Below are 26,347 nucleotides of genomic sequence, written 5' to 3'. Positions count from 1 at the left end.
CATGCAAAAGGGGATTGTCGTTACGGACGTGACCGTGACCTACCGCAACGGCCACACGGCGCTGCGCAATGCGTCGTTCAGCGTGCCCGGCGGATCGATTGCCGCGCTGGTGGGGGTGAACGGCTCCGGCAAGTCCACGCTGTTTAAGGCGGTGATGGGCTTTGTGCGGGCGGCGAGCGGCAGCATCACCCTCCATGGGCTGCCGCCTCACCGGGCGCTGCGCCAGAACCTGGTCGCCTATGTGCCGCAGTCGGAAGAGGTCGACTGGTCGTTTCCGGTGCTGGTCGAGGACGTGGTGATGATGGGCCGCTACGGGCATATGGGATTTCTGCGGCGGCCTAAAGCGCAGGATCGGCAGATCGTAACCGACGCCCTGAAGCGCGTGGATATGCTCGAGCTGCGCCATCGGCAGATTGGCGAGCTGTCCGGCGGGCAAAAGAAACGCGTCTTCCTGGCGCGGGCGATTGCCCAGCAGGGCGAGGTGATCCTGCTCGACGAGCCGTTTACCGGCGTGGACGTTAAAACCGAAGCCAGAATCATCAGCCTGCTGCGCGAGTTGCGCGACGAGGGCAAAACCATGCTGGTCTCGACCCACAATTTAGGCTCGGTCACGGAGTTTTGCGATTACACGGTGATGGTCAAAGGCACCGTGCTGGCGAGCGGTCCGACGGAAACGACGTTCACCGCCGAAAACCTTGAGCGCGCCTTCAGCGGCGTGCTGCGCCACGTGGTGCTCAGCGGCTCGGAAGAACGCATCATTACCGACGACGAGCGGCCCTTCGTCACGCACCGGCAGGAGGCCAAATGAACGCGCTTCTTGAACCCTTCAGCTATGAGTACATGCTCAACGCGATGTGGGTCTCGGCGATGGTGGGCGGGCTGTGCGCGTTTCTCTCCTGCTACCTGATGCTCAAAGGCTGGTCGCTGATCGGCGATGCGCTCTCGCATTCCATCGTGCCGGGCGTGGCGGGGGCTTACATGCTCGGGCTGCCGTTCTCGCTGGGGGCGTTTTTATCGGGCGGGCTGGCGGCGGGCAGCATGCTGTTTCTCAACCAGCGCAGCCGCCTGAAGGAGGACGCCATCATCGGGCTGATCTTCTCCTCCTTTTTCGGGCTGGGGCTGTTTATGGTCTCGCTCAACCCGACCTCGGTGAATATTCAGACTATCGTCCTCGGCAATATTCTGGCTATCGCCCCGGAGGATATCGTCCAGCTGGCGATTATCGGCGTGGTGTCGATGGTTATCCTGCTGTTCAAATGGAAAGATCTGATGGTGACCTTTTTTGATGAGAACCACGCCCGCGCCATCGGCCTGCGCCCGGCGCGCCTGAAGGTTCTGTTCTTTACGCTGCTGGCGGTCTCCACCGTGGCGGCGCTGCAAACCGTTGGCGCGTTTCTGGTGATTTGCCTGGTGGTTACGCCCGGCGCAACCGCGTGGCTGCTCACCGACCGCTTTCCGCGCCTGCTGATGATTGCCGTCGCCATTGGCAGCCTCACCAGCTTCCTCGGCGCGTGGGCCAGCTATTACCTGGACGGCGCCACCGGCGGCATTATTGTGGTCGCCCAGACGCTGCTGTTCCTGCTGGCGTTCGTCTTTGCGCCGAAGCACGGGCTGCTCGCCAGCCGCCGTCGCGCGAAGGAGGCACACCCATGATGGCGCTGCTCCTTGAACCCTTCCAGTTTGCGTTCATGAATAACGCGCTGCTGATTTCACTTCTGGTGGCCGTACCCTGCGCGCTGCTGTCGGTTTTTCTGGTGCTGAAAGGCTGGGCGCTGATGGGCGACGCCATGAGCCACGCGGTGTTTCCCGGCGTGGTGCTGGCGTGGGTGATGGGCCTGCCGCTGGCGGTGGGTGCATTCGTTGCCGGTCTGTTCTGCGCGGTCGCCACCGGCTACCTGAAGGACAACAGCCGGATCAAGCAGGATACGGTGATGGGGATTGTCTTTTCCGGGATGTTCGGCGCCGGGCTGATCCTCTATATCGCCGTCAAGCCTGAGGTGCATCTCGACCACATTCTGTTCGGCGATATGCTGGGCATAAACGGGATGGACATTCTGCAAAGCGGCATCGTGGCGGGGCTGATTGCGCTGGTGATTGGCCTGAAGTGGCGCGATTTCCTGCTGTTCTGCTTTGACTATCAGCAGGCGCAGGCGAGCGGCCTGCGCGCCCGATGGCTGCACTACGGCTTACTGTGCATGGTCTCGCTGACCATCGTGGCGACGCTGAAGGCGGTGGGGATCATTCTGTCGATTTCGCTGCTGATTGCCCCCGGCGCGGTGGCGGTGCTGATCGCCCGACGCTTTCACATGGCGCTGCTGGTGGCAGTGGCGGTATCAGTACTGGTGTCGGTCAGCGGCGTGTATGCCTCGTTTTATCTCGACAGCGCGCCCGCGCCGACCATCGTGGTGCTGTTCGCGGTGGTGTTTATCGTGACGTTTGTGGTGACCAGCGTGAAGGCGCGTCGGCAGGAACGTGTGACAGCAGGGTGATCGCCTGCTCGCCGTGCTGCTGCCAGTGCAGGGTGAAGGCGGTGCCTTCGTTAAAGCCTGCCAGTTGACGGGTCAACGCCAGCGTGAGCGTCTTATCGTCGAGCAGGGTGACGCGGGCGCTGTCAAAACCCATATATGCCTGCACCTGGGGAAAGAGGGCCTTGAACAGGCTCTCTTTGGCGCTGAAAACCAGCGTCAGGGCGAGGGCGAACGGGTATCCCGAGTGGGAAAGCACGCGCTCTTCATGGGCATCTATAATGCCATCTTTGATTTCCCTTGCTTCATTTTCGGGCAGGAGGGTTTCGCAGTCGATGCCGATGAGCGCGTGTCGATCGCGAACCACTACCGCCATGGCTTGGGTGCCGCTGTGGGTGATGCTGCCGGAAACGCCGTCAGGCCAGAGCGGTTCCCCGCTGGGGCCGATAGCGGGAACGGTGTGGTCAGGCAAGGCGTGCGCGGCGGCGATGCGTCCTGCCAGATGGTCAGCCTTGCGTTTACGTCCGGCATCAGCGAGCTGGGCGTGATGGGGGAGCCAGAGGAGATCGGCGTCGGTGAAGGTGCTGGAATCGAAGGTGATGCGGTGGAGGATGAGGCCGGCGAGAGAAAATGTGCTGTGGGTGGTGTGCATGGTTTTTCCCCTCACCCTGACCCTCTCCCCGGAGGGGAGAGGGAAGGATTGACTTCAGTGCCTTAAAAACGTGTATTCACGCTCATATACCAGGTGCGACCCGGTTCATTATACGTGTAGGCACCCGCACCGTACATATACGCACCGGTGGTGGCATTTCCGGTCGTCTGGGCATTACCCGCGCGCCACTGGCGCTTGTCGAAGACGTTGTCCACGCCGCCGGTCAGGCTAACGTTTTTGGTCACGTCCCAGGTGGCGCTCAGGCCAACGATGCTGTACGGGCTGACTTCGTCTTTCTCAGACCCGGTCACCGGCTGACCTTTGTAGTTGTACTTCTTCGGCTGCTGCTTGCCGTACCAGGTGAAGGTCGACTGAAGCGACACGTCCTGATGCACCTGCCAGCTCAGGGTCGAGTTCAGCGTGTACTCCGGAATGATCGACAGACGGTCGCCGGTCTCCTTGTTCTTGCTTTGCAGCATATAGGTGATGTTGTTGGTCCAGTTGATGGTGTCGCTGACCGGCACGTTCAGGGAGCCTTCCAGACCTTCCACCACCGCCTTCGGCACGTTTTCCCACTGGTAGATATCGGTGGTGACTTTACCGGTGGAGGTCTGGCCAATCGGCGCGTAGCCCGCTTCAATCTTGTTGCGGTAGTCGTTGCGGAACCAGGTCACGCCCGCCAGCCAGCCGTCGCGTTTCCACTCCAGGCCAATCTCTTTGTTGATGCTGGTTTCCGCTTTCAGATCGTCGTTACCCATCATGTAGCAGCCCACGCCGTCGGAACTGGCGTAGCAGCCCTGGCCTTTACTGTACAACAGGTAGTTCGGGTTGGTCTGGTACAGGCTTGGTGCTTTGTAGGCGCGCGCAATCCCCATCTTCAGGGTGAAGTCATCCCCCAGACCCTGCGACAGGTTCAGGGACGGGCTCCAGTTATTGCCCACGATGGTGTGGTGATCGAAGCGCAGGGCAGGGGTCAGCATGGTGCTGTCGGTCAGCTCCATGTTGTTCTCAGCGAACAGGGAGAAGATCTCCGCTGACGTGTACGGGCTACGGTCTTCGCTCATGCCCGGGATGGTGCCACCCTGCTGGGTTTGCGTGAAGGAGGTTGAATCCTTCATCCGTTGCTGGTTCCACTCGGTGCCGAGCGTCAGGTTCTGGTTCACAATGAAATCAATCGGCAGGTTGATTTCGCTGTGCAGCATCACGTCGGCCAGGTCGGTATCGGTGAATTTATTGCTGTTGAACAGGCCTTCCAGACCGCCCGCCAGCCCTTCGCCCAGTCGGGAGTTGCGGGTGTGTTCGTACTGCGCCCAGTTGCTGGTGGTAATGCCGTTATCCCAGCCGCCGTTCCAGGTTACGGCGAAGTTCTGGCGATAAATACGGTTGGTCTCTTTGCCGTAGTTTTTCTTCACCAGCGCGTTGTCGTTGTTGGTGTTCTGCGTGTCACCCGCATACAGGTTGTTCTGGCGGCTGTAGCCCGCTTCAAACTCCAGCGACTGCATCGGCGCGAAGTCCCAGCGCACCACGCCATTGATGTCTTTGTTCTCTACACCCTCGCGGCCCGCGGGCAGGGTGTTGGCGTAAGCGCCCGTGCGGTCAGACTGATGACCCTGGTTAATGTCCCACGCGTCGGCCTGGGTTTTGTCCAGGTTACCGAACATGCGGAAGCTGAAGTCGCCGCCCAGCGGGCCGCTCAGGCTAAAGTTGGTGCGCTTGGTAGAACCTTCGTCTTTATGTTCTGGCACGTTCAGGTAGGTGTTCCAGGAGCCGTGCCACTGGTCGTCGAATTTTTTGGTGATGATGTTCACCACGCCGCCCGCCGCGCCGTTACCGTAGCGCGCGGCGGCCGGGCCGCGGATCACTTCGATGCGCTCGATCATCTCTGGCGGCACCCAGCCGGTATCGCCGCGGGTATCACGCTCGCCGCGCCAGCCCAGGCGGATGGAGTTGCGGCTGGTGACGGGCTTGCCGTCGATCAGGATCAGGGTGTTTTCCGGGCCCATGCCGCGAATGTCGATCTGACGGTTATTCCCGCGCTGGCCGCTGGTGGAGTTCCCGGTCAGGTTAACGCCCGGCATGGTGCGGATGATTTCCGCCACGTCCCGCGCGGGCGGGTTTTTGCGGATCTCATCGGCGGTGATGGTCGACACGCCTGGCGCCTGCAAATTCTGCTCGGCGGCGGTGATCACCATGGTGTCTTCGTGCTGCGCGGAGGCGGCGTTGTCGTCTGCCATGGCGGGCAGCGCGACGCCATAAATCCCTAAATTGACCAGCAAGGCCAGAGAGTGAATCTTCTTATTCATTGTACGTCCCGCTTTTATGGTTATTTATGAACGCGCTTCCCACAGCGCGGGCAATACGCTATTGCAAATGCAAATAGTTATCAATAATATTATCAATAAAATTTGCTCTGAAACAAAAAATATTGTTAAACATGGGGTTATAAGGGTGACGGCGTTAACAACCGGAAGTGAAGCGTGGTGGCAGTCGAAAAACGGGCCGGAATGGGAACGTCATGAGGAAAACTATCGCGTCACATTCTGGTGGCGGGACCCGGCAGGAACCCAGCAGACCTCAACGATCAAGCGCGTCTGGCTCTACGTTACCGGCGTGACCGACCACCATCAGAATGCCCGCCCGCAATCGCTTGAACGTATCCCGGATACCGACGTCTGGCACTGGCAGGGGGAGTTCAGCCCCGAATGGCGCGGCAGCTACTGTTTTATCCCCACCGATAACGAAAACGATTTTGCCGATGCAGTGTTTGAAGGCGATCAGCCGGACCGCATGGCGCTGCGCGAAGGCTGGCGAAAACTGCTGCCGCACGCAATTTCTGACCCGCTGAATGCGCAGAGCTGGCGCGGCGGGCGCGGGCACGCCGTCTCGGCGCTGGAAATGCCTGCGGCCCCCGTTCAGCCGGGCTGGAACCATCCCGATACGCCTTATAAAAAGCCCGTCTGCATTACGTGGAACAGCGCGCGCCTGAAGAACCGTCGCCGCGTGTGGATTTTTACCACCGGCGATGATAACCCCGGTCGCCCGCTGGCGGTCTTCCTCGACGGGCAGTTCTGGGCCGAAAGCATGCCGATCTGGCCCGCGCTGACGTCGCTCACCCGTGAAGGCAAACTGCCGCCAGCGGTTTACGTGCTGATCGACGTGATAGACACCGCGCACCGCAGCCGCGAGCTGCCCTGCAACCCTGATTTCTGGCTGGCGGTGCAGGAAGAGCTTCTCCCGCAGGTGAACAGCATTGCGCCCTTCAGCGATCGCGCCGATCGCACCGTGGTGGCGGGCCAGAGCTTCGGCGGGCTCTCTTCGCTCTATGCCGGCCTCAACTGGCCGCAGCGGTTTGGCTGCATTCTCAGCCAGTCCGGATCTTACTGGTGGCCGCACCGCGGCGCACAGCAGGACGGGCTGCTCATCGAACAACTTAAAGCGGGTGAAAAAACCGCTCGCGGGCTGCGCATCGTCCTTGAGGCCGGGCGCAATGAGCCGCTTATCTTGCGCGCAAACCAGGCGATTTACGCCGAACTACACGCACAGCAACCGGTATTCTGGCGTCAGGTTGACGGCGGGCACGATGCGCTTTGCTGGCGCGGTGGGCTGACGCAGGGGCTGATGACCCTCTGGCAGCCGCTCATTCAATAACGGAGTCTGTATGGAATTCAGCAATCCTTTCGATAATCCGCAGGGACAGTTCGCCATTTTGCAAAATGACCAGGGGCAGTACAGCCTGTGGCCGCAGCAGTGCGAGTTGCCCGCGGGCTGGCGCGTGGTCTGCGAACCGCACTCTCAGGAGGCGTGCCAGCAGTGGCTGGCGCAACGCTGGCAGACGCTTGAGCCGTCCTGTTTTGCGGGGGAGCGCGCATGAACCGTCTTCCTCTCGTCGCCGCCCAGCCGGGTATCTGGATGGCAGAGCAGCTTTCCTCGCTGCCAAACGCCTGGAGCGTGGCGCACTACACCGAGCTGAAAGGGAATATCGACGCGCCATTGCTGGCAAAAGCCATTGCGCAAGGCATGATGCAGGCCGATACCCTGCGTACGCGTTTCGCTGAAGATAACGGCGAGGTCTGGCAGTGGGTCGATGAGACCCTGATCCTGCCGGAGCCGTCCATCGTTCGCGTTGATTCTCACGACGCCGCCGTGGCGCTGATGGAGGCCGATCTCAGTCAGGATCTGCGCGTGGACAGCGGTCAGCCGCTCGCTTTTCATCAGCTGATTCAGGTCGGTGACAACCGCTGGTACTGGTATCAGCGCTATCACCATCTGGTGGTGGATGGCTTCAGTTTCCCGGCGATTACCCGCCAGATCGCCGCGATTTACGCTGCCTGGAAGAAAGGGGAACCCACCCCAGCCTCACCGTTTACCCCGTTCGCTGAGGTCGTCGACGAGTATCAGCGCTATCGCGACAGCGAGGCATGGCAGCGCGACGGTGCTTTCTGGGCCGGGCAGCGCAAACAGCTTCCTCCTCCGGTCTCGCTCTCCTCCGCGCCGCTGCCGGGACGCGCCGCCACTACCGACATTCTGCGCCTGAAAATTGCAATGGACGCTCGCGCCTTTAGCCAGCTGGCGCAGGCTGCGGGGCAGGCACAGCGCACCGATCTGGCGCTTGCGCTGGTGGCGCTGTGGCTCGGCCGCCTCACCGGACGGCTGGACTACGCCGCCGGGTTTATCTTTATGCGCCGCATGGGGTCCGCCGCGCTGACCGCAACCGGCCCGGTGCTTAACGTCCTGCCGTTGGCGGTGAATATTAATCCGCTTGAGAGCCTGCCGGAGCTGGCGCTGCGCCTGGCGAACCAGCTGAAAAAGATGCGCCGCCATCAGCGCTACGACGCCGAGCAGATCGTGCGCGACAGCGGGCGGGCCGCAGGGGACGAACCCTTGTTTGGGCCGGTGCTGAACGTGAAGGTGTTTGATTATCAGCTGGATATCGACGGCGTGGAGGCCATCACCCACACGCTGGCGACCGGCCCGGTGAACGATCTGGAGCTGGCGCTGTTCCCGGACGAGCAGGGCGGATTAAGCATTGAGATCCTCGCCAACAGGCAGCGTTACGACGACGCAACGCTGAAGCGCCACGTTTCGCGCCTGAACGCGATGCTGACGCAGTTTGCCGCGAACCCGGACCTGCGCTGTGGCGACGTGGAAACCGTATCCGAGCAGGAATACGCCCGGCTGGCGCGCATCAACGATACTGGCCTGGCGCTGCCTTCCACCACGCTGGCGGATCTGGTGGCGGAGCAGGCAAACAAAACGCCGGACGCCCCCGCGCTGGCGGATGCCCATATTGAGCTGAACTACCGCCAGATGCGCGAGCAGGTGGTCGCGCTGGCAACCCTGCTGCGCGCGCGCGGCGTGAAGCCCGGCGACAGCGTGGCGGTGGCGCTTCCGCGTTCAGTGTTCCTGACCCTGGCGCTGCACGGCATTGTTGAAGCCGGTGCCGCCTGGCTGCCGCTGGATACCGGCTACCCGGACGATCGTTTGCGGATGATGCTGGAGGACGCGAAACCGTCGCTTCTCATTACCACCGACACGCAGCTTCCGCGCTTTAACGATCTGCCGATACCTTCGCTTAGTTACAACATGCTATTACCGACCACGGACGCTGAACCTCTGCGGCTGGCGAAGCCGGAGCAGACCGCGTACATCATCTTTACCTCAGGTTCAACGGGACGCCCGAAAGGGGTGATGGTGGGGCATACCGCCATCGTTAACCGCCTGAAGTGGATGCAGGATCATTATCCACTGGCGGCGGATGACGTCGTGGCGCAGAAAACGCCGTGCAGCTTTGACGTGTCGGTGTGGGAGTTCTGGTGGCCGTTTATCGCCGGGGCAAAGCTGGTGATGGCCGAGCCGGACGCACACCGCGATCCGCAGGCGATGCAGAGCTTCTTCGCAGAATATGGCGTAACCACCACCCACTTCGTGCCGTCGATGCTGGCGGCATTTGTCGCCTCGCTGACGCCGGAAAACGTCGACTGTTGCAGGACGCTGAAGCAGGTGTTCTGTAGCGGCGAGGCGCTGCCAACGGCGCTGTGCCGCGAGTGGGAGCAGCTCACTCATGTACCGCTGCACAACCTCTACGGCCCAACCGAAGCGGCGGTGGACGTGAGCTGGTATCCGGCGTATGGCCCGGAGCTGGCGGCGGTGGAGGGCAACAGCGTGCCGATTGGCTTCCCGGTGTGGAATACGGGGCTGCGCATTCTGGATGCGATGATGCGCCCGGTGCCGTTCGGCGTGGCGGGCGATCTGTATCTCACCGGCATTCAGCTGGCACAGGGGTATCTGGGACGCCCCGACCTCACCGCCAGCCGCTTTATTGCCGATCCGTTTGCCCCAGGCGAGCGGATGTATCGCACCGGAGACGTTGCCCGCTGGCTGGACAACGGGGCGGTGGAATATCTGGGCCGCAGCGATGACCAGCTGAAAATCCGCGGTCAGCGCATTGAGCTGGGTGAAATCGACCGGGCGATGCTGTCGCTGCCGGACGTGGCCCAGGCCGTGGCGCATGCGTGCGTGTTCAACCAGGCAGCGGCAACGGGCGGCGATGCCCGCCAGCTGGTGGGGTATGTGGTGTCCGAATCCGGTTTGCCGCTGGATCGCGACGCGCTGCTGGACTCGCTCAGGGCACAGCTGCCGCCGCATATGGTGCCGGTGGTGCTGCTGCAAATCAGCGCGCTGCCGCTGAGCGCCAACGGCAAGCTGGATCGCAAGGCGCTGCCGCTGCCGGAGCTGACCAGCAAAACCTCCGGTCGCGCACCCGAGACGCAAACCGAAGCCGTCGTGGCGCAGGCGTTTTCCGCGCTGCTGGGCTGCGAAGTGAACGATATCGACGCCGACTTCTTTGCCCTCGGCGGCCACTCGCTGCTGGCGATGCGCCTCGCGGCTCAGCTTGGCCGTGCGTTCAGCCGCAAGGTCACGCCAGGGCAGATTATGGTCGCCTCGACGGTCGGCAAGCTCAGCGCGCTGCTGGACTCGCAACTGAGCGACGAACAGGCGCAGCGTCTGGGGTATGAAACCCTGCTGCCGCTGCGTGAAAGCAACGGCCCGACGCTGTTCTGCTTCCATCCGGCGTCCGGCTTTGCCTGGCAGTTCAGCGTCCTGGCGCGCTATCTCAGCCCTCGCTGGTCGATTACCGGCATTCAGTCGCCGCGGCCAAACGGTCCGATGCAGCAGTGCGCGGATCTCGATGGGGTGATCGAACATCACCTGAAAACGCTGCGTAAGCAGCAGCCGCAAGGGCCGTATTATCTGTTCGGCTATTCGCTCGGCGGTACGCTGGCGCAGGGCATTGCGGCGCGTCTGCGCGAGCAGGGCGAAGCGGTGGCGTTCCTTGGTCTGCTGGATACCTGGCCGCCGGAAACCCAGAACTGGGCGGAGAAAGAGGCCAACGGCCTTGACCCGGAAGTGCTGGCGGAGATCGAGCGCGAGCGTCAGGCGTTTATCGCCGCCCAGCAGGGGCAGGGCTCCAGCGAATTGTTTAACACCATTGAAGGCAACTACGCGGACGCGGTGCGGTTGCTCACCACCGCGCACAGTTCACGGTTCGACGGTAAAGCGACGCTGTTTGTTGCCGAACGCACGCGAACGATGGATCCGCATACGGCCTGGGCGCCGTGGGTGGGCGAGCTGGAGGTCTACAGCCAGGACTGCGCCCACGTGGATATCATTTCACCGCAGGCGTTTGAAAAGATTGGGCCGGTGTTGAAGGAAATATTGGAGTAACGTCAAAAGCGCCGGGTGGCGGCTACGCCTTACCCGGCCTACGGGAGCTGACTGTAGGCCGGGTCCGGCAATTACCGCCGACCTAACGGCACCACCAGCGGCGTGCCCGCCACCGGATCGTCAATAATCATGCAGCGCATGCCGTAGATCCGCGCGATCAACTCTGGCGTCACAATCTCCTTTGGCGCGCCCTGCGCCACAATCTCGCCGTCGCGCAGCGCAATCAGATGCGTCGCGTAGCGGCAGGCCTGATTTAAATCATGCAGCACCGCCGCCAGGGTATACCCCTGCGTGCGGTTCAGCTCGCTCAGCAGCTCCAGCAGGTCAATCTGATGGCTGATGTCCAGCCAGGTCGTCGGCTCGTCCAGCAGCATAATGGCGGTTTCCTGCGCCAGCACCATCGCGATCCACGCCCGCTGTCGCTGTCCGCCGGAGAGGGTATCCACGCTTTGCTGAGCCAGATCGGTGATGCCCGTTGCCTGCATCGCGCGCTTCACGGCCTCGTCGTCCTCTTTGCGCCAGCGGGTAAACAGCGGCTGGTGTGGGTAGCGCCCGCGCGAGACCAGCTCCTGCACCGTGATATCTCCCGGCGTGGTGGCGTTTTGCGCCAGCAGCCCGATGCGCCTGGCCACCTCTTTGCTGGCGAAGCGCTGGATCTGCTCCCCGTCGAGGAATACGCTGCCCTCTGTCGGCGACATCAGGCGGCTCAGGGTGCGCAGCAGGGTCGATTTGCCGCAGCCGTTCGGTCCGATAATCGCGGTGAAGTGGCCGTCCGGAATGGCGACGGTTAAATCACGGGCAATGATTTTTTTGCCATAGCCGAGGGTCAAGTTTTCGCCGCGCAAGCGGGTTGTTGAATCTGTCATTTCTTGCGTGACTCCTGAACGAGCAAGACGATGAGGTAAATCCCGCCGAGGCTGACGGTCACCACGCCCACCGGAAGTTGATAAGGCATAAACAGCCGCTGGGCACAGAGATCGGCGGCCAGCAGCAGCATCGCACCGCACAGGGCAGCCTGGGTCAAGCCCCAGCGTGCGGTGCCGCTAAGACGCCGCGCGATATGCGGCGCGACAAGGGCAATAAACGAGATCGGCCCGGCAATCGCGGTGGACGCTGCGGTCAGCAATACCGCCACCAGCATCAGCATCAGACGCGAACGCTCAACGCTCACGCCCAGCGCGCAGGCGCTGTCGTCGCCCATCTCCAGCAGGCGCATCCGGCGTACCAGCAGCAGGGCGCCGATAAACATCAGCAAAATCAGCGGCGCGGCGGGCCAGGTTTTGCCCCACGTCAGGCCGTTAAGTGAACCGGCATACCACAGCCCCGCGGAGAGCGCGGTTTCCAGAGACGCCTGCAACAAAAGCCAGGTGTTAAACGCCATCAGCATGGCGCGGATGCCGATCCCGATAATGATCAGCCGGAAGGTGTCGATACCGTTGCGCCAGGCCAGGGCCCAGATAAGCAGCGAGGTCAAAATGCCGCCCGCCATCGCCGTAAAGGTAATGGCCGTCAGATGCTGCCCGAACAGCACCATCGCTACCAACACACCGCTCCACGCGCCGGTATTCAGGCCCATCACGTCCGGGCTGCCGAGGGGGTTACGCATCAGCGACTGGAAAATCGCGCCGCTGACGCCGAGCGCCGCGCCCACCAGGATCGCCATCGCCACGCGCGGCAGTCGCCATTCGGTGACCACCATGGTGATGTTACGCGGCGCGCTGCCGGTGAGGGCATGAAAGACCTGCGCGAAATCAAGCGCTACGGCACCGCTTTGCAGGCTCCAGACCGCCAGCAGAGTAATGGCGATAGCCAGCAGGAAGACGCTGGTGAGTAAACGGCGGGACGGAGCCATCATGCGCCACCCCCGCGTCTGCGACGTACCAGGAAGATCAGCACCGGCGCGCCGATAAACGCGCTCACCACCGAGACGCGCAGCTCGCCGGGCACCAGCAGGCGGCCCAGCACGTCGGCAAACAGTAGCAGTGCAGGGGTCGCCAGCAGCGTGACCGGCAGCGACCAGCGGTGGTCCGAGCCCACCAGCCAGCGCGCCATGTGCGGCATCATCAGGCCGATAAAGGCGATCGGGCCGACCACGGCGGTTGCGCTACCGCTCAGCACCGTGATAGCGAGCAGGCCAGTCAGCTGCGTGCGCGCCACGCGGTTGCCGAGGGCGGTCGCGGTGTCGCTGCCGAGACTCAGGCTGTTCAGCGACCGGCTTAAACACAGCGCCACGACGGCGGCGATAATGACCGGGATCGCCACCACGTTTAAGGTTTCAAGGGTGCGGATATCCAGCGAACCGGCCTGCCAGAAGCGCAGCTGGTCATACACGTCCGGGTTAAGCAGGGCGATACCGCTGGACAGACCTTCCAGCACCGCCGCCAGCGCCACGCCTGCCAGGGTTAAGCGTACCGGGCTGAGCTGGCCGCCGCCCTGACTGCCGGTAAACGCCACTACCAGCGAGGCCGCCAGCGCGCCGCAGAAAGCCATCACCAGCTGTTCAGAGGGCGACGTTAACCCGAACAGCGCTGCGCCGAGCACGATGGCAAAGCTTGCGCCTGAGTTGACGCCAAGAATGCCGGGGTCCGCCAGCGGGTTACGGGTAAGGGTTTGCATCAGCGCACCCGCAAGGCCGAGCGCGCCGCCGGCCAGCAGTCCGGCAAGGGTACGGGGCAGGCGGGCATCGAGCACGATGGTGCAGTCGGCGCTCTGACAGGTTCCGGAGAGCGCATCGACAATAACGGACGCGGGCAGCGGTTTAGCGCCGACCAGCAGGCTGAGTGCAATCGCAAGGATTAGCAGTAGCAATAATACGGGCACGGCAATGGCGCGCACCGCAGAAGAGGAAAACGACATAGCAACATCCATGATTTGATAATGATAGTGATTATCGTTATCTATCTTATTTGGCTATGTTAGCATGTGCGCCCATGGAATTGGTAGAAATAGACTCAAGGCCTTGTCATGAATCAAAAATCCTGGCTGCTTAACCTCAGCCTGCTTAAGACGCACCCGGCATTTCGCGCCGTCTTTATCGCCCGTTTTATCTCCATTTTGTCCCTCGGCCTGCTCGGCGTCGCCGTGCCCGTCCAGATCCAGACCATGACGCACTCCAGCTGGCTGGTGGGGTTATCCGTGACCTTAACCGGCGGGGCGATGTTTATCGGCCTGATGGTCGGCGGGGTGCTGGCGGATCGCTACGAGCGTAAGAAGCTGATCCTGCTGGCGCGCGGTACCTGCGGGGTGGGCTTTATCGGGCTGTGTCTGAACGCGATGCTGCCGGAGCCGTCGCTGGTGGCGATTTATGCCCTTGGCCTGTGGGACGGTTTTTTCGCCTCGCTCGGCGTGACGGCGCTGCTGGCGGCGACGCCCGTGCTGGTGGGGCGCGAGAACCTGATGCAGGCGGGGGCGATCACCATGCTCACCGTGCGCCTCGGCTCGGTGATTTCGCCGATGGTCGGCGGCCTGCTGCTGGCCACCGGCAGCGTGGCGTGGAACTACGGCCTTGCAGCGGCGGGAACCTTTATCACCACGCTGACGCTGCTGCGTCTGCCGCTGTTGCCACCGCCGCCGCAGCCGCGCGAGCACCCGCTGAAGTCGTTAATGGCCGCGATTCGTTTTCTGTTCAGTAACCCGCTGATTGGCGGCATTGCGCTGCTCGGCGGCCTGCTGACCATGGCGAGCGCCGTGCGCGTGCTTTACCCGGCGCTGGCGGGCGAGTGGCAGATGAGCGCCTCAGAGATTGGTGTGCTGTACGCCGCCATTCCGCTCGGCGCGGCCTGCGGAGCGCTGACCAGCGGTAACCTGGCTCAAAGCGCGCGTCCGGGCTTGATTATGCTGGTGGCGACGCTGGCCTCGTTTATCGCCATCGGCTTCTTCAGCCTGATGCCGGTCTGGGCGCTGGGGGTGATGTGTCTGGTGATTTTCGGCTGGCTGAGCGCGGTCAGCTCACTTTTACAGTACACCCTGATCCAGACCCAGACGCCGGAAGGCATGCTGGGGCGTATTAACGGCCTGTGGACGGCGCAGAACGTGACGGGCGATGCGATTGGCGCGGCGATCCTCGGCGGGCTGGGGGCAATAATGACTCCGGTGGCGTCGGCGAGCAGCAGCGGGTTTGTGTTAGCAATGGTTGGCGCGATCTTACTGGTGGCGCTGGTGGAATTGCGGCGATTCAGCCCCTGTAGGTCGGGTAAGGCGTAGCCGCCACCCGACAAAACGCCCGGTGGCGCTGCGCTTACCGGGCCTACGGGGAATGTGCCACTTATTTAAAAATTGAATCTAAGCGCTGTAACACCAACATCGCGCTGTAATAATCCAGGCGGAACGTCTCCGTTCCCAGCGCCCAGACGCGCTTGTTTTTCACCGACGGTAAATGCGCCAGCAGCGGGTTGGCATAAATCGCATTCACGTCTTTCTCGTCACCGGCAAACACGAACAGCCCTTCGCCGTTCAGCCCTGTCGCCAGGTTTTCTCCACCCAGCTGAATAATGTCGTGACGCTTGCCCTGGCTTTTTGAGGTGTGCAGCCCATCGGGTAACGCCGCCAGCGTAAAGCCCAGCTGGTGTAACAGCTTGCCCTGCGCCGATTCTGTCGTCCACAGGTTCGCCGTGTGCGCAGCGGCGGTATAGACGATGGCGTTCACCGGCTGCGGCGGCAGTTTCATCTGCTGTTTCACCTGCGCGAGCTGTTTATCGAACGCGGCGATACGTTCAGCGGCCTGTTTTTCATGCCCGGTCATCGTGCCCAGCTGGGTCAGCAGTTCCTGCCAGCTTTTGTCGTCGTAATTGATGATAAGCGTCGGGGCGATGGCGGAGAGCTGATCGTAGAGCGCCAGCGCGGAATCCCCGCCGGTGGCGCTGATTAGAATCAGGTCCGGCATCTGGGCGGCCACCGCTTCGGCGCTTGGCTCGCCGATATACAGCCGGGCAACTTTGCGCTGTTTCGCGATATCGCCCCACTGGCGCAGGAACCCCTGCGCATCCGCCACGCGGTTGTTGGGCGTGGTCGCACCGCTGGCGATGACCGGCGCGTCAATGGCCAGCAGGGAGCCGGTTAAGGTCACGCTGGTGGAGACAATGCGCGTCGGCTTGCTCTCAAGCGTGTGCACGCCGCGGCTGTCGGTGACCTGGCGCGGCCAGTCGTCGGCGGCGGCTGAGGTTAGTCCTAAAACAAAAAGTCCTGTCAGAAGAAGGGCATTGCGGCAAACGGCAGCGATTTTCACAGAGCGGCATCCTGTTTTTATTGAAGATAATGCTTCTCATTTTCATGGTTGCCGTGAAGGGATGCAAGCATTTGTCGCACAAGTTAATGGCCCGACGGTTGACAGCGGCGCGCTGTGGGATTAGGTTAGCCGACGAAAATATAAATGATAATCATTATTGCTTCTTTTATCATTTTAAGGAGGATGATATGGACACGTCCCTGGCTGAGGAAGTTCAGCACACCGCGACCACGCTGCAATCAGACAGCTTTTTCTTTATGTCGCCTTACCGCAGTTTTACCACGTCCGGTTGTTTTGCCCGTTTTTCTGAACCCGCCGTCGGCGGTGACGATCCGGCGGGGTCCTTTCAGCAGAAACTGGCTCAGGCTTTCAGAAATGCGAAAAACAGCGGCATTGCCCATCCGGTAATGGTAGGGGCGATCCCCTTCGATACCCGCAAACCGTCGTCGCTGTTTATTCCGCAGCGCTGGCAGACCTTCTCTCGTCCTGCGCGTCAGCAGACTGCACGCTACGCCTCCGGCGCACAGACGCTGAACGTGCAACAACGCACCGAGATCCCACCGCAGCCGGTTTTCGAGGAGATGGTCGCCCGCGCCGCGTCGCTCACCGCCACGCCGCAGGTGAATAAGGTGGTGCTGTCGCGCCTGATTGATATCGCCACCGACAAAACCATTGATAGCGGTGCGCTGATGGAGCGTTTGATCGCCCAGAACCCGGCGAGCTTTAACTTCCACGTGCCGCTGGAAGACGGCGGCGTGCTGCTGGGCGCCAGCCCGGAGCTGCTGCTGCGCAAAGAGGGCGCGCACTTTAGCTCCCTGCCGCTGGCAGGCTCCGCGCGGCGTCAGCCGGATGATGTGTTGGATCGCGAGGCGGGCAATAAGCTGCTGGCCTCTGAAAAAGATCGTCACGAACACGACCTGGTGACTCAGGCGATGAAAACCATTCTGGAACCGCGCAGCCATCAACTGAGCATGCCGGCTTCCCCGCAGCTCATCACTACACCGACGCTGTGGCACCTGGCGACGCCAGTAGAAGGCGAGGCGCGTGAAAACGAAAACGCCCTGACGCTGGCCTGCCTGCTGCACCCGACCCCGGCGCTGAGCGGTTTCCCGCATCAGGCGGCAAAAGAACTCATTGCCGAGCTGGAGCCCTTCGACCGCGAACTGTTCGGCGGCATCGTTGGCTGGTGCGACAGCGAAGGCAACGGCGAGTGGGTGGTGACCATCCGCTGCGCGCGGCTGCATCAAAATACCGTTCGCCTGTTTGCCGGCGCGGGCATTGTGCCTGCTTCCTCCCCGGTGGGCGAGTGGCGCGAGACGGGCGTGAAGCTCTCCACCATGCTTAACGTGTTTGGTTTGCACTAAGGAATACCCATGACCATCCCTTTTACCCGCTGGCCTGAGGATTTTGCCCGCCGCTACCGTGAAAAAGGCTACTGGCAGGATCTGCCCCTGACCCACATCCTGACGGACCATGCGCAAAGCGATGCGGTCGCGATTATCGACGGCGATCGCCACATCACCTACCGCGCGTTGAATGAGGCGGTCACGAATCTGGCGTCTGCCCTCCAGGCGCAGGGGCTGCATCGCGGTGAGACCGCGCTGGTGCAGCTCGGCAACGTGGCCGAGTTTTACATCACTTTCTTTGCGCTGCTGCAAATTGGCGTCGCGCCGGTCAACGCGCTCTTTAGCCATCAACGCAGCGAACTGAACGCCTACGCGGTGCAGATCAAACCCGCCGTACTGATTGCCGATCGCGACCACGCCCTGTTCGCGGGCGACGAATTTCTCAATACGTTTATCGACGAGCATCGCTCGGTGCGCGGGGTACTGCTGCGTGGCGATCGGGGCGATCGCGCGCTGGAAGCGGCGATTGCCCGTCCGGCGGATAATTTTATCCCTAACCCGACGCCCGCCGACGAAGTGGCGTTCTTCCAGCTCTCCGGCGGCAGCACCGGCACGCCGAAGCTGATCCCGCGTACGCATAACGACTACGACTACAGCATTCGTCGCAGCAACGAAATCTGCGGTATCACTGCGCAGACCCGCTATCTGAACGCGCTTCCCGCAGCGCACAACTACGCCATGAGCTCGCCAGGATCGTTAGGCGTGTTCACGGCGGGCGGCTGCGTGGTGCTGGCGAACGATCCGAGCGCCACGCTCTGCTTCCCGCTGATTGAACGGCATCAGGTTAACGTGACCTCGCTGGTACCGCCGGCGGTCAGCCTGTGGTTGCAGGCGATCGCTGAAGGGGCGGGCAACGCCCAGCTTGCGTCGCTGAAGCTGCTCCAGGTAGGCGGCGCACGGCTCTCCGCCACGCTCGCGGCGCGTATCCCGGCGGAAATCGGCTGCCAGCTGCAACAGGTGTTTGGCATGGCGGAAGGGCTGGTGAACTACACCGCCCTCGACGATGCGCCGGAACGCATCATCAACACTCAGGGCCGCCCAATGTGTCCGGACGACGAGGTGTGGGTGGCGGACGAGGACGGCTATCCGCTCCCGCGCGGGGAAGTCGGACGTTTGATGACGCGCGGCCCGTACACCTTCCGCGGCTATTTCAACAGCCCGGAGCACAACGCCAGCGCCTTTGATGCCAACGGTTTTTACTGCTCCGGCGATCTAATCGCCATCGACGAGCAGGGCTACATCACCGTGCAGGGTCGCGAGAAAGATCAGATTAACCGCGGTGGCGAAAAGATTGCCGCCGAAGAGATTGAAAACCTGCTGCTGCGCCACGAAGCGGTGATCCACGCCGCGCTGGTGAGCATGGAGGACAGCCTGCTGGGCGAAAAAAGCTGTGCGTATCTGGTGGTGAAACAACCCCTGCGCGCGGTTGAGGTGCGCCGCTTCCTGCGCGAGCAGGGCGTTGCCGAATTTAAGCTGCCGGACCGCGTGGAAAGCGTGGATGCGCTTCCGCTCACGCCGGTCGGCAAAGTTGATAAGAAACAGTTGCGCCTGTGGCTTGCTGAACGCGCCCGGGGCTGAGGAACAGAGAATGGCCATTCCAAAATTAACCGCTTACGCGCTGCCAACCGCCGCAGAGCTGCCGACCAACAAGGTGAACTGGGCGTTTGAACCGGAGCGCGCCGCGCTGCTGATCCACGATATGCAGGAGTATTTCCTGAACTTCTGGGGCGAAAATAGCGACATGATGCAGCAGGTGGTGGCGAACATCGCTAAACTGCGCGCGTACTGCAAAGAACACAATATCCCGGTGTACTACACCGCGCAGCCGAAAGAGCAGAGCGATGAAGACCGTGCCCTGCTGAACGACATGTGGGGGCCGGGGCTGACCCGCTCGCCGGAGCAGCAGCGCATCGTGGCTGAACTGACGCCGGACGAAGCGGACACCGTGCTGGTGAAGTGGCGCTACAGCGCATTTCACCGCTCGCCGCTGGAGCAGATGCTGAAAGAGACCGGCCGCAACCAGCTGCTGATTACCGGCGTGTATGCCCACATCGGCTGCATGACCACCGCCACCGACGCCTTTATGCGCGACATCAAGCCGTTCTTTATCGCCGATGCGCTGGCGGACTTCACCCGCGACGACCACCTGATGTCGCTGAAATACGTGGCCGGACGTTCGGGCCGCGTGGTGATGACCGACGAGCTGCTGCCGTCCGTTCCGGCAACGAAAGCCGCGCTGCGCGAGCTGATCCTGCCGCTGCTGGACGAGTCCGACGAGCCGATGGATGACGAAAACCTGATCGACTACGGTCTGGATTCAGTGCGCATGATGGCGCTGGCCGCCCGCTGGCGGAAGGTGCACGGCGACATCGACTTCGTGATGCTGGCGAAAAATCCGACCCTCGACGCCTGGTGGGCGCTGCTCTCCCGTGAGGTGAAGTGATGGCCGGGTTCGATTTTACCGGTAAAACGGTTTGGGTAACGGGCGCGGGTAAAGGTATTGGCTATGCGACCGCGCTGGCCTTTGTGGAGGCGGGCGCGCGGGTGACCGGGTTCGATCTGGCCTTTCCGCAGGACGATTATCCGTTTGCCACCGAAACGCTGGACGTGGCGGACGCGGCGCAGGTGGGCGACGTCTGCGGACGTTTACTCGGCACCCTTGAGCGCCTCGACGTGCTGGTTAACGCGGCGGGGATTCTGCGCATGGGCGCGACGGACGAGCTCTCGCTGGAGGACTGGCAGCAGACCTTCGCGGTTAACGTCGGCGGTGCGTTTAACCTGTTTCAGCAGACGATGGGCCAGTTCCGCCGTCAGCAGGGCGGGGCGATAGTGACCGTGGCCTCCGACGCGGCGCACACCCCGCGCATCGGCATGAGTGCCTACGGCGCGTCGAAGGCGGCGCTGAAAAGCCTGGCGCTGACCGTCGGGCTGGAGCTGGCGGGCAGCGGCGTGCGCTGTAATCTGGTGTCGCCGGGCTCAACGGATACCGACATGCAGCGCACCCTGTGGAAAAGCGACGACGCGGAGCAGCAGCGCATTCGCGGCTTTGGCGAGCAGTTCAAGCTTGGCATTCCGCTGGGCAAAATCGCTCGTCCGCAGGAGATTGCCGCGACCGTACTGTTCCTTGCGTCCGATGCCGCCAGCCACATTACCTTGCAGGATATCGTGGTGGACGGCGGCTCCACGCTGGGGGCGTGATGATCTGGAAACGTCATTTATCCCTCGACGAGCTGAACGCCACCAGCCAGAACACGATGGTGGCGCACCTGGGCATCGTCTATACCCGCCTCGGGGACGACACGCTGGAAGCGGAGATGCCGGTGGATGCGCGCACCCATCAGCCGTTTGGCCTGCTGCACGGCGGCGCCTCGGCGGCACTGGCGGAAACGCTGGGCTCAATGGCCGGTTTTCTGATGACCCGCGACGGGCAGAACGTGGTGGGCACGGAGCTGAACGCCACGCACCACCGCGCGGTGTCGCAGGGCAAGGTGCGCGGCGTTTGTCAGCCGCTGCATCTGGGGCGTTCCAGCCAGAGCTGGGAGATCGTGGTATTCGACGAGCAGGGGCGGCGGTGCTGTACCTGTCGGTTGAGCACGATGGTGCTGGGGTAAGTCATTCAGCTGAAAGTGATCGGCTTAACACTGTAGTGTAAATCTCTGGTTTGACCACGCATTATTGCGTTTCAAAGTTGTTAAATATTATCCGTTGTTCTAGAAACAAAATGTAACATCTCACTGTTTCACAACAACGGATAACAGCTATGAACAACTCAGGGAAATACCTTACGTGGGCGGCGCTCTCCGTTGTGGGAGCCTTTGCCCTGGGCTATATCGCCCTCAATCGGGGGGAGCAGATCAATGCGCTCTGGATCGTCGTCGCCTCCGTCTGCATTTATCTCATCGCGTACCGTTTTTATGGCCGCTATATCGCAAAGACGGTACTGGGCGTAGACGGCACGCGCATGACGCCTGCCGTTCGCCACAACGATGGTCTGGACTACGTGCCGACCGATAAAAAAGTGCTGTTCGGTCACCATTTCGCGGCGATTGCCGGTGCAGGCCCGCTGGTGGGGCCGGTGCTGGCGGCGCAGATGGGCTATCTGCCGGGGATGATCTGGATCCTCGCGGGGGTGGTGCTGGCGGGCGCGGTGCAGGACTTTATGGTGCTGTTCGTCTCCACCCGTCGCGACGGTCGTTCGCTGGGCGAGCTGGTGAAAGAGGAGATGGGCGCGACCGCCGGGGTCATCGCGCTGGTGGCGACCTTTATGATCATGGTGATCATCCTCGCGGTGCTGGCGATGATCGTGGTGAAAGCGCTGACCCACAGCCCGTGGGGAACCTATACCGTCGCCTTTACCATTCCGCTGGCGCTGTTCATGGGGATCTACATTCGCTACCTGCGCCCGGGCCGCATCGGGGAAGTCTCGGTCATTGGTCTGGTGTTCCTGGTATTTGCGATTATTTCCGGCGGCTGGGTGGCGGAAAGCCCGACCTGGGCACCGTTCTTCGACTTTACCGGCGTGCAGCTGACCTGGATGCTGGTGGGCTACGGCTTTGTGGCGGCGGTGCTGCCGGTGTGGCTGCTGCTGGCCCCGCGCGATTACCTCTCAACCTTCCTGAAAATCGGCACCATCGTCGGGCTGGCCATCGGCATTCTGATTATGCGCCCGACCCTGACCATGCCTGCGCTGACCAAATTCATCGACGGCACCGGCCCGGTCTGGACCGGCAACCTGTTCCCGTTCCTGTTTATCACCATCGCCTGCGGCGCGGTGTCCGGCTTCCATGCCCTGATTGCCTCCGGGACCACGCCGAAGATGCTGGCCAACGAGAATCAGGCCTGCCTGATTGGCTACGGCGGCATGCTGATGGAGTCCTTCGTGGCGATTATGGCGCTGGTCTCCGCCTGCATTATTGATCCGGGCGTGTACTTTGCGATGAACAGCCCGATGGCGGTGCTGGCCCCGGCCGGCACCGTTGACGTGGTCGCCTCTGCCGCGCAGGTGGTGAGCGGCTGGGGCTTTGCCATTACCCCGGAAACGCTGACGCATATCGCTAATGAGGTGGGCGAGCAGTCAATTATCTCCCGCGCGGGCGGGGCGCCGACGCTGGCGGTGGGCATGGCCTACATCCTGCACGGTGCGCTGGGCGGGCTGATGGACGTCTCGTTCTGGTATCACTTCGCCATTCTGTTCGAAGCGCTGTTTATCCTGACGGCGGTGGATGCCGGTACGCGTGCGGCGCGCTTTATGCTCCAGGATCTGCTGGGGGTGATCTCGCCAAACCTGAAGCGGACCGATTCGCTCCCGGCTAACCTGCTGGCGACGGCGCTGTGCGTGCTGGCGTGGGGCTACTTCCTGCATCAGGGCGTGGTCGATCCGCTGGGCGGGATCAACACCCTGTGGCCGCTGTTCGGTATCGCCAACCAGATGCTGGCGGGCATGGCGCTGATGCTCTGTGCGGTGGTGCTGTTCAAGATGAAGCGCCAGCGTTACGCATGGGTGGCGCTGGTGCCAACCGCATGGCTGCTGATCTGTACCCTGACGGCGGGCTGGCAAAAAGCCTTCAGCCCGGACAACAAGGTGGGCTTCCTGGCCATCGCCAACAAGTTCCAGGCGATGATCGACAGCGGTAAGATCCCGGCGCAGTACACCGAATCCCAGCTGTCGCAGCTGGTGTTCAACAACCGTCTGGATGCCGGGCTGACCATCTTCTTTATGGTGGTGGTTGTGGTGCTGGCGTTGTATTCTCTGAAAACCGCGCTGGCGGCGCTGAAGGTCGACACGCCGACGGCGAAAGAGACGCCGTACGAGCCTATGCCTGAAAACCTGGACGAGATTGTGACCCAGGCGAAAGGGGCGCATTAACCCGTGTGCCGGGTGGCGCTAGCGCTTACCCGGCCTACATTTCCAGTGAGACCAGAATGATGTTCGACACCCTCTCCAAAGCAGGTAAGTACCTGGGCCAGGCCGCCAAAATGATGATTGGCGTGCCGGATTACGACAACTACGTCGAGCATATGCGCGTCAACCACCCGGACCAGACGCCAATGACGTACGAAGAGTTTTTCCGCGACCGCCAGGATGCCCGTTACGGCGGCAAGGGCGGGGCGAAGTGCTGTTAACCCTCTTTCGGTAAATAGAGGCTGATTTGCTCCTGTTGACAGCCGTAGATCGCCGCCAGCTTTTCGCGGGTGCGCTTTTGCGGGCGGGAGTCCAGCGCTTCAAGCTGTGATACGGCGGACTGGCTGATGCCGAGTTTTTCCGCCACCTCCTGCTGGGACATGCCGCGCAGAATGCGCCACGCGGCTTGTAGGCTGACGTTCTCGTTATGCATGACGTCGCATACTTCTCCGGGTAATTCCACGTCATCATAGCAATCGTGTTCGACTTCGATATCCTCCAGATCCTCATCGGTTTCGTCGTCGATCTCTGCCATCTGTAAGCACATACGAAAGTATTCGTGATAGGGCATGACCACGAACTGTGTTTTTCCGTTATCGTCCTTAATTAGCTGAACAGCCATAGGTGGCTTTCTCCTCGTGCAGGTAAGTTGTTGATGTTCTGCGCTTGACGGCCAAAACATAACAATGGGTATTGGGATTGTCCCGAAGTGTAATCAGGATGCGGTATTCGCCAACGCGTAGCCGGAAATGATTTTCTGTCGCCGATATTTTTTTGATATCGGGCCGGGGAGCTGAACGATCGTCCAGTTCAGCAAGTTTTGTTTTGATTCTTCGCTGATATCGGCCATCAATTTTGGAAAGCTCTTTCTTTGCATTCTTTGACCACACAATCTTCATCCGTACCTCCACTGTACGCCCACACAAAACATAAGGAAATAATAAGACTATTAGATAAATTCCGAATTTCTTATGGGGTACTGTAGAGCGGACAAAAAGCGGGAGAAAGCGGCAAAACGCGAATCGTCGAGAGCGCTTGAGAAGGCCTCTGCCGGTCGACAGAGGCTTGCAGAAAATTTGCGATCAGGCGTTCAAACCGCCGTCCACGTCCAGACCGGTGCCGGATATTTGCCCCGCAGCCGGGCTGGCGAGGAAGGTGACCGCCGCCGCGACGTCTTCCGGCTGGCCGTAATGGCCCAGGGCAATAAGCTGACGCTGTGAGTCAGCCTGTTCCCCGTCTTCCGGGTTCATGTCGCTGTTGGTCGGGCCGGGGTGCACCAGATTAACGGTGATGCCGCGTGGGCCAAGATCGCGGGCCAGACCGCGGGTCAGGGAGTTAAGCGCAGATTTGGTCATTGAGTAGACCGCAATCCCCGGCTGCGCCACGCGGTTCGCCAGGCAGCTGCCGATGTTGATAATGCGCCCGCCGTCGGACATGTGCACCAGCGCTTCCTGAATGGCGATCACCACGCCGCGGATATTGACGTTGATGAGGGCATCGATGTCCGCCAGGGTCATGGACTCCAGCGGGCCGCCGCGCGCAATGCCGGCGTTATTGACCAGAATATCCAGTCCGCCAAGGGAGCGCGCCGCCTGCGTGACCGCATCCTGAATCGCCTGCGCGCTGGCGCTGTCCGCCTGAATGGCCTCGCCGTGCCGCCCCAGCGCCTTAATCTCATCGGCGACCGCTTGGGCTTTATCGACGGATTTTTCGTAGGTGATAACCACATCAGCACCGGCGCGCGCCAGCGACAGCGCAATCGCCCGGCCCAGCCCACGACTGGCGCCGGTAACCAGCGCCTTTTTACCTGTTAAATCGATCTGCATGATGACCTCGTTACGAGAGTGGTGAGAATCATCATTAGGTATAGCCCGTCGGCGCGATTAACGGCTGAAGGATTCCACCTTCTCAAACGCGGCGAGCAGAACCTCAGGCGTTAACGTAATGGGTAAATAGTGAATCGACTCCACCGGGCGCAGGGTGTGGGCGATGACCCTATCCAGCTCGTCGCGGTTATTGATGTCGACGTCCAGCTCGCGAAGCCGGGTCGGCAGATTAAAGCGCTGGTACGCCGCCACCAGCTGCGCCAGCACGTCGTCCTGGCCGAGCAGGGCACTCTGCACCAGAATGCCGTACGCCACCTTAGTGCCGTGCAGGTATTTTTCCGTCTGCGGCAGCACGGTTAAGCCGTTATGCACCGCGTGCGCCGCCGCCACGCGGGTATAGCGCTCCCCCAAACCGCCAACCATACCGCCGCCGGCAATAATGGCATCCACCACGTCCCGGAACGCCTGCGTTTGTTCGCCGCGCTGCTGGTCAGCAAGCGCCTCTTCGCTGCGCTCCAGCAGCACGTCGCGGATCGCCAGCGCACCGTTGAGGCCGAGACGCACGGTGAGCGGCAGAGTCTCAGGTTGTGGGGCGAGCACCGCCGCTTCGTACCACTTCGCCAGCGTATCGCCGATGCCCGCCAGCAAATATTCCGCCGGGGCGTTCAGAATGATCCGCGGCTCCACCAGCACCAGAAAGTTAGCGTCGTCAAAAATCTCAAACTGTAGCGCCTGACCGGCATCGTTGTACCAGACGGAGAGCGGCGTCCACGCTGCGCAGGTGGCGGCGATGGTGGGAATGCCGACGAACGGCACGCCCAGACGACGCGCCACGGCCTTAACGGTATCCATCACCGCACCGCCGCCGATGCCAATCACCACGCTGGCTTCGCTTCCCGCTTCGTTCACCAGACGGGTGACGTCACGCTCGCTGCAATGGCCCATAAACAGCAGCTGTTTTGCCCCCGGCGCGGTAAAACTCTGCGGCAGATAAGGGCGCGCGCCCTCAATCGCCCGCTCGCCGTAGATCCACACCGCTCGGGAAAGCTGTTCCGGGGTAAAGAAATCATCCAGGCGCGCAAGGCTTCCCGGGTGAGAGAAGTAGTTCGCCGGGCCGGGCACGACGCGAATATCGGTGTTGCTCATG

At 61.8% G+C, this 26,347-nt stretch carries 24 protein-coding genes; 14 read left to right on the top strand and 10 right to left on the bottom strand.

Annotation, left to right across the window (positions count from 1 at the left end):
• The first annotated feature begins 1 nt into the window (after position 1).
• From sitB to N5C09_RS04750, 3 genes are read left to right on the top strand one after another with little or no spacing between them, the layout of a single operon-like run.
• Positions 2 to 808: an iron/manganese ABC transporter ATP-binding protein SitB gene (sitB, locus tag N5C09_RS04760; protein ID WP_131636138.1), complete on the top strand. Its 807-nt coding sequence runs from the start codon at positions 2 to 4 to the stop codon at positions 806 to 808.
• Complete coding sequence (gene sitC / locus N5C09_RS04755) at positions 805 to 1,653, top strand: iron/manganese ABC transporter permease subunit SitC (RefSeq protein WP_063449425.1); 849 nt, start codon at positions 805 to 807, stop codon at positions 1,651 to 1,653. The genes sitB and sitC overlap by 4 nt, the downstream gene beginning before the upstream one ends.
• Positions 1,650 to 2,489, top strand: a complete 840-nt coding sequence (locus N5C09_RS04750) for a metal ABC transporter permease (protein WP_219258564.1) — start codon at positions 1,650 to 1,652, stop codon at positions 2,487 to 2,489. Before sitC ends, N5C09_RS04750 begins: the two co-directional genes overlap by 4 nt.
• Here N5C09_RS04750 and entD read toward each other — a convergent pair.
• Together entD and N5C09_RS04740 are read right to left on the bottom strand one after the other, a co-directional pair.
• Positions 2,425 to 3,117, bottom strand: coding sequence for an enterobactin synthase subunit EntD (entD, locus tag N5C09_RS04745; RefSeq protein WP_279748555.1), 693 nt, complete (start codon positions 3,115 to 3,117; stop codon positions 2,425 to 2,427). The genes N5C09_RS04750 and entD overlap by 65 nt on opposite strands.
• 62 nt (positions 3,118 to 3,179) lie before the next feature.
• Positions 3,180 to 5,420 carry a TonB-dependent siderophore receptor gene (locus N5C09_RS04740; protein ID WP_279748553.1) on the bottom strand — a complete coding sequence of 747 codons (2,241 nt, stop codon included), beginning with the start codon at positions 5,418 to 5,420 and terminating at the stop codon, positions 3,180 to 3,182.
• A 145-nt stretch (positions 5,421 to 5,565) separates the two neighbouring features.
• On the opposite strand from N5C09_RS04740, the gene fes reads away from it, so the two are divergent.
• The 3 genes from fes to entF are packed head-to-tail and all read left to right on the top strand — an operon-like array spanning position 5,566 to position 10,842.
• Positions 5,566 to 6,765 carry an enterochelin esterase gene (fes, locus tag N5C09_RS04735; protein ID WP_279748551.1) on the top strand — a complete coding sequence of 400 codons (1,200 nt, stop codon included), beginning with the start codon at positions 5,566 to 5,568 and terminating at the stop codon, positions 6,763 to 6,765.
• A 10-nt stretch (positions 6,766 to 6,775) separates the two neighbouring features.
• The gene (locus tag N5C09_RS04730; RefSeq protein WP_063449420.1) at positions 6,776 to 6,988 is read left to right on the top strand and encodes an MbtH family NRPS accessory protein; all 213 of its coding nucleotides are present in this window, start codon (positions 6,776 to 6,778) and stop codon (positions 6,986 to 6,988) included.
• Entirely contained in the window at positions 6,985 to 10,842 is a 3,858-nt protein-coding gene (gene entF / locus N5C09_RS04725; RefSeq protein WP_279748550.1) for an enterobactin non-ribosomal peptide synthetase EntF, read from the top strand. The genes N5C09_RS04730 and entF overlap by 4 nt, the downstream gene beginning before the upstream one ends.
• A 71-nt stretch (positions 10,843 to 10,913) precedes the next feature.
• On the opposite strand, the gene fepC is transcribed toward entF, so the two are convergent.
• The 3 genes from fepC to fepD are packed head-to-tail and all read right to left on the bottom strand — an operon-like array spanning position 10,914 to position 13,698.
• On the bottom strand, positions 10,914 to 11,708 hold the full coding sequence (gene fepC / locus N5C09_RS04720) for an iron-enterobactin ABC transporter ATP-binding protein (RefSeq protein ID WP_059357479.1): 795 nt from the start codon (positions 11,706 to 11,708) through the stop codon (positions 10,914 to 10,916).
• Positions 11,705 to 12,694: an iron-enterobactin ABC transporter permease gene (fepG, locus tag N5C09_RS04715; protein ID WP_074177705.1), complete on the bottom strand. Its 990-nt coding sequence runs from the start codon at positions 12,692 to 12,694 to the stop codon at positions 11,705 to 11,707. The genes fepC and fepG overlap by 4 nt, the downstream gene beginning before the upstream one ends.
• Positions 12,694 to 13,698: a Fe(3+)-siderophore ABC transporter permease gene (gene fepD / locus N5C09_RS04710; protein ID WP_063866037.1), complete on the bottom strand. Its 1,005-nt coding sequence runs from the start codon at positions 13,696 to 13,698 to the stop codon at positions 12,694 to 12,696. The genes fepG and fepD overlap by 1 nt, the downstream gene beginning before the upstream one ends.
• 108 nt (positions 13,699 to 13,806) lie before the next feature.
• Here fepD and entS point away from each other — a divergent pair, with 108 nt between their 5' ends.
• Complete coding sequence (gene entS, locus N5C09_RS04705; protein WP_279748549.1) at positions 13,807 to 15,045, top strand: enterobactin transporter EntS; 1,239 nt, start codon at positions 13,807 to 13,809, stop codon at positions 15,043 to 15,045.
• A 61-nt stretch (positions 15,046 to 15,106) separates the two neighbouring features.
• Here entS and fepB read toward each other — a convergent pair whose 3' ends face one another.
• Positions 15,107 to 16,066, bottom strand: a complete 960-nt coding sequence (fepB, locus tag N5C09_RS04700) for a Fe2+-enterobactin ABC transporter substrate-binding protein (RefSeq protein WP_107534890.1) — start codon at positions 16,064 to 16,066, stop codon at positions 15,107 to 15,109.
• Positions 16,067 to 16,254: 188 nt separating this feature from the next.
• On the opposite strand from fepB, the gene entC reads away from it, so the two are divergent.
• The 7 genes from entC (at position 16,255) to N5C09_RS04665 (ending at position 23,595) form a co-directional block, all read left to right on the top strand.
• The gene (gene entC / locus N5C09_RS04695; protein ID WP_279748548.1) at positions 16,255 to 17,430 is read left to right on the top strand and encodes an isochorismate synthase EntC; all 1,176 of its coding nucleotides are present in this window, start codon (positions 16,255 to 16,257) and stop codon (positions 17,428 to 17,430) included.
• Between the two features lie 9 nt (positions 17,431 to 17,439).
• Positions 17,440 to 19,050 (top strand): (2,3-dihydroxybenzoyl)adenylate synthase EntE, encoded by a 1,611-nt coding sequence (gene entE / locus N5C09_RS04690; RefSeq protein ID WP_279748546.1) that lies wholly within the window; start codon positions 17,440 to 17,442, stop codon positions 19,048 to 19,050.
• A gap of 10 nt (positions 19,051 to 19,060) precedes the next feature.
• On the top strand, positions 19,061 to 19,915 hold the full coding sequence (locus N5C09_RS04685) for an isochorismatase (protein WP_279748544.1): 855 nt from the start codon (positions 19,061 to 19,063) through the stop codon (positions 19,913 to 19,915).
• The gene (gene entA / locus N5C09_RS04680) at positions 19,915 to 20,670 is read left to right on the top strand and encodes a 2,3-dihydro-2,3-dihydroxybenzoate dehydrogenase EntA (protein WP_193033284.1); all 756 of its coding nucleotides are present in this window, start codon (positions 19,915 to 19,917) and stop codon (positions 20,668 to 20,670) included. The genes N5C09_RS04685 and entA overlap by 1 nt, the downstream gene beginning before the upstream one ends.
• The gene (gene entH / locus N5C09_RS04675) at positions 20,670 to 21,083 is read left to right on the top strand and encodes a proofreading thioesterase EntH (protein WP_063866045.1); all 414 of its coding nucleotides are present in this window, start codon (positions 20,670 to 20,672) and stop codon (positions 21,081 to 21,083) included. The genes entA and entH overlap by 1 nt, the downstream gene beginning before the upstream one ends.
• Before the next feature lie 149 nt (positions 21,084 to 21,232).
• A complete protein-coding gene (gene cstA, locus N5C09_RS04670) occupies positions 21,233 to 23,338 on the top strand; it encodes a pyruvate/proton symporter CstA (RefSeq protein ID WP_063449408.1) in 2,106 nt (701 codons plus the stop codon).
• Between the two features lie 59 nt (positions 23,339 to 23,397).
• A complete protein-coding gene (locus tag N5C09_RS04665) occupies positions 23,398 to 23,595 on the top strand; it encodes a YbdD/YjiX family protein (protein WP_006809671.1) in 198 nt (65 codons plus the stop codon).
• Here the strand turns inward: N5C09_RS04665 and N5C09_RS04660 are convergent.
• From N5C09_RS04660 to N5C09_RS04645, 4 genes are all read right to left on the bottom strand, one after another.
• Positions 23,592 to 23,996: a helix-turn-helix transcriptional regulator gene (locus tag N5C09_RS04660; RefSeq protein ID WP_279748543.1), complete on the bottom strand. Its 405-nt coding sequence runs from the start codon at positions 23,994 to 23,996 to the stop codon at positions 23,592 to 23,594. The two genes, N5C09_RS04665 and N5C09_RS04660, sit on opposite strands and share 4 nt — an antisense overlap.
• On the bottom strand, positions 23,977 to 24,273 hold the full coding sequence (locus N5C09_RS04655; RefSeq protein WP_279748541.1) for a type II toxin-antitoxin system RelE/ParE family toxin: 297 nt from the start codon (positions 24,271 to 24,273) through the stop codon (positions 23,977 to 23,979). Before N5C09_RS04655 ends, N5C09_RS04660 begins: the two co-directional genes overlap by 20 nt.
• 183 nt (positions 24,274 to 24,456) lie before the next feature.
• Positions 24,457 to 25,200, bottom strand: a complete 744-nt coding sequence (locus N5C09_RS04650; RefSeq protein ID WP_100170618.1) for a 3-oxoacyl-ACP reductase family protein — start codon at positions 25,198 to 25,200, stop codon at positions 24,457 to 24,459.
• A 57-nt stretch (positions 25,201 to 25,257) separates the two neighbouring features.
• On the bottom strand, positions 25,258 to 26,346 hold the full coding sequence (locus N5C09_RS04645; protein ID WP_279748540.1) for an oxidoreductase: 1,089 nt from the start codon (positions 26,344 to 26,346) through the stop codon (positions 25,258 to 25,260).
• Position 26,347: the final 1 nt, after the last annotated feature.

Origin of the sequence: Enterobacter sp. GD03975 (assembly GCF_029838645.1) — a bacterium.
GTDB lineage: Bacteria > Pseudomonadota > Gammaproteobacteria > Enterobacterales > Enterobacteriaceae > Enterobacter > Enterobacter quasihormaechei.
This window is presented reverse-complemented; position numbering and strand designations above follow the sequence as displayed.

Bases quoted from the DNA above. Each gene is read 5' to 3' on its own strand.
- sitB (WP_131636138.1), top strand. From the start codon at position 2: ATGCAAAAGGGGATTGTCGTTACGGACGTGACCGTGACCTACCGCAAC.
- sitC (WP_063449425.1), top strand. From the start codon at position 805: ATGAACGCGCTTCTTGAACCCTTCAGCTATGAGTACATGCTCAACGCG.
- N5C09_RS04750 (WP_219258564.1), top strand. From the start codon at position 1,650: ATGATGGCGCTGCTCCTTGAACCCTTCCAGTTTGCGTTCATGAATAAC.
- entD (WP_279748555.1), bottom strand. From the start codon at position 3,117: ATGCACACCACCCACAGCACATTTTCTCTCGCCGGCCTCATCCTCCAC.
- N5C09_RS04740 (WP_279748553.1), bottom strand. From the start codon at position 5,420: ATGAATAAGAAGATTCACTCTCTGGCCTTGCTGGTCAATTTAGGGATT.
- N5C09_RS04730 (WP_063449420.1), top strand. From the start codon at position 6,776: ATGGAATTCAGCAATCCTTTCGATAATCCGCAGGGACAGTTCGCCATT.
- entF (WP_279748550.1), top strand. From the start codon at position 6,985: ATGAACCGTCTTCCTCTCGTCGCCGCCCAGCCGGGTATCTGGATGGCA.
- fepC (WP_059357479.1), bottom strand. From the start codon at position 11,708: ATGACAGATTCAACAACCCGCTTGCGCGGCGAAAACTTGACCCTCGGC.
- fepG (WP_074177705.1), bottom strand. From the start codon at position 12,694: ATGGCTCCGTCCCGCCGTTTACTCACCAGCGTCTTCCTGCTGGCTATC.
- fepD (WP_063866037.1), bottom strand. From the start codon at position 13,698: ATGTCGTTTTCCTCTTCTGCGGTGCGCGCCATTGCCGTGCCCGTATTA.
- entS (WP_279748549.1), top strand. From the start codon at position 13,807: ATGAATCAAAAATCCTGGCTGCTTAACCTCAGCCTGCTTAAGACGCAC.
- entC (WP_279748548.1), top strand. From the start codon at position 16,255: ATGGACACGTCCCTGGCTGAGGAAGTTCAGCACACCGCGACCACGCTG.
- entE (WP_279748546.1), top strand. From the start codon at position 17,440: ATGACCATCCCTTTTACCCGCTGGCCTGAGGATTTTGCCCGCCGCTAC.
- N5C09_RS04685 (WP_279748544.1), top strand. From the start codon at position 19,061: ATGGCCATTCCAAAATTAACCGCTTACGCGCTGCCAACCGCCGCAGAG.
- entA (WP_193033284.1), top strand. From the start codon at position 19,915: ATGGCCGGGTTCGATTTTACCGGTAAAACGGTTTGGGTAACGGGCGCG.
- entH (WP_063866045.1), top strand. From the start codon at position 20,670: ATGATCTGGAAACGTCATTTATCCCTCGACGAGCTGAACGCCACCAGC.
- cstA (WP_063449408.1), top strand. From the start codon at position 21,233: ATGAACAACTCAGGGAAATACCTTACGTGGGCGGCGCTCTCCGTTGTG.
- N5C09_RS04665 (WP_006809671.1), top strand. From the start codon at position 23,398: ATGTTCGACACCCTCTCCAAAGCAGGTAAGTACCTGGGCCAGGCCGCC.
- N5C09_RS04660 (WP_279748543.1), bottom strand. From the start codon at position 23,996: ATGGCTGTTCAGCTAATTAAGGACGATAACGGAAAAACACAGTTCGTG.
- N5C09_RS04655 (WP_279748541.1), bottom strand. From the start codon at position 24,273: ATGAAGATTGTGTGGTCAAAGAATGCAAAGAAAGAGCTTTCCAAAATT.
- N5C09_RS04650 (WP_100170618.1), bottom strand. From the start codon at position 25,200: ATGCAGATCGATTTAACAGGTAAAAAGGCGCTGGTTACCGGCGCCAGT.
- N5C09_RS04645 (WP_279748540.1), bottom strand. From the start codon at position 26,346: ATGAGCAACACCGATATTCGCGTCGTGCCCGGCCCGGCGAACTACTTC.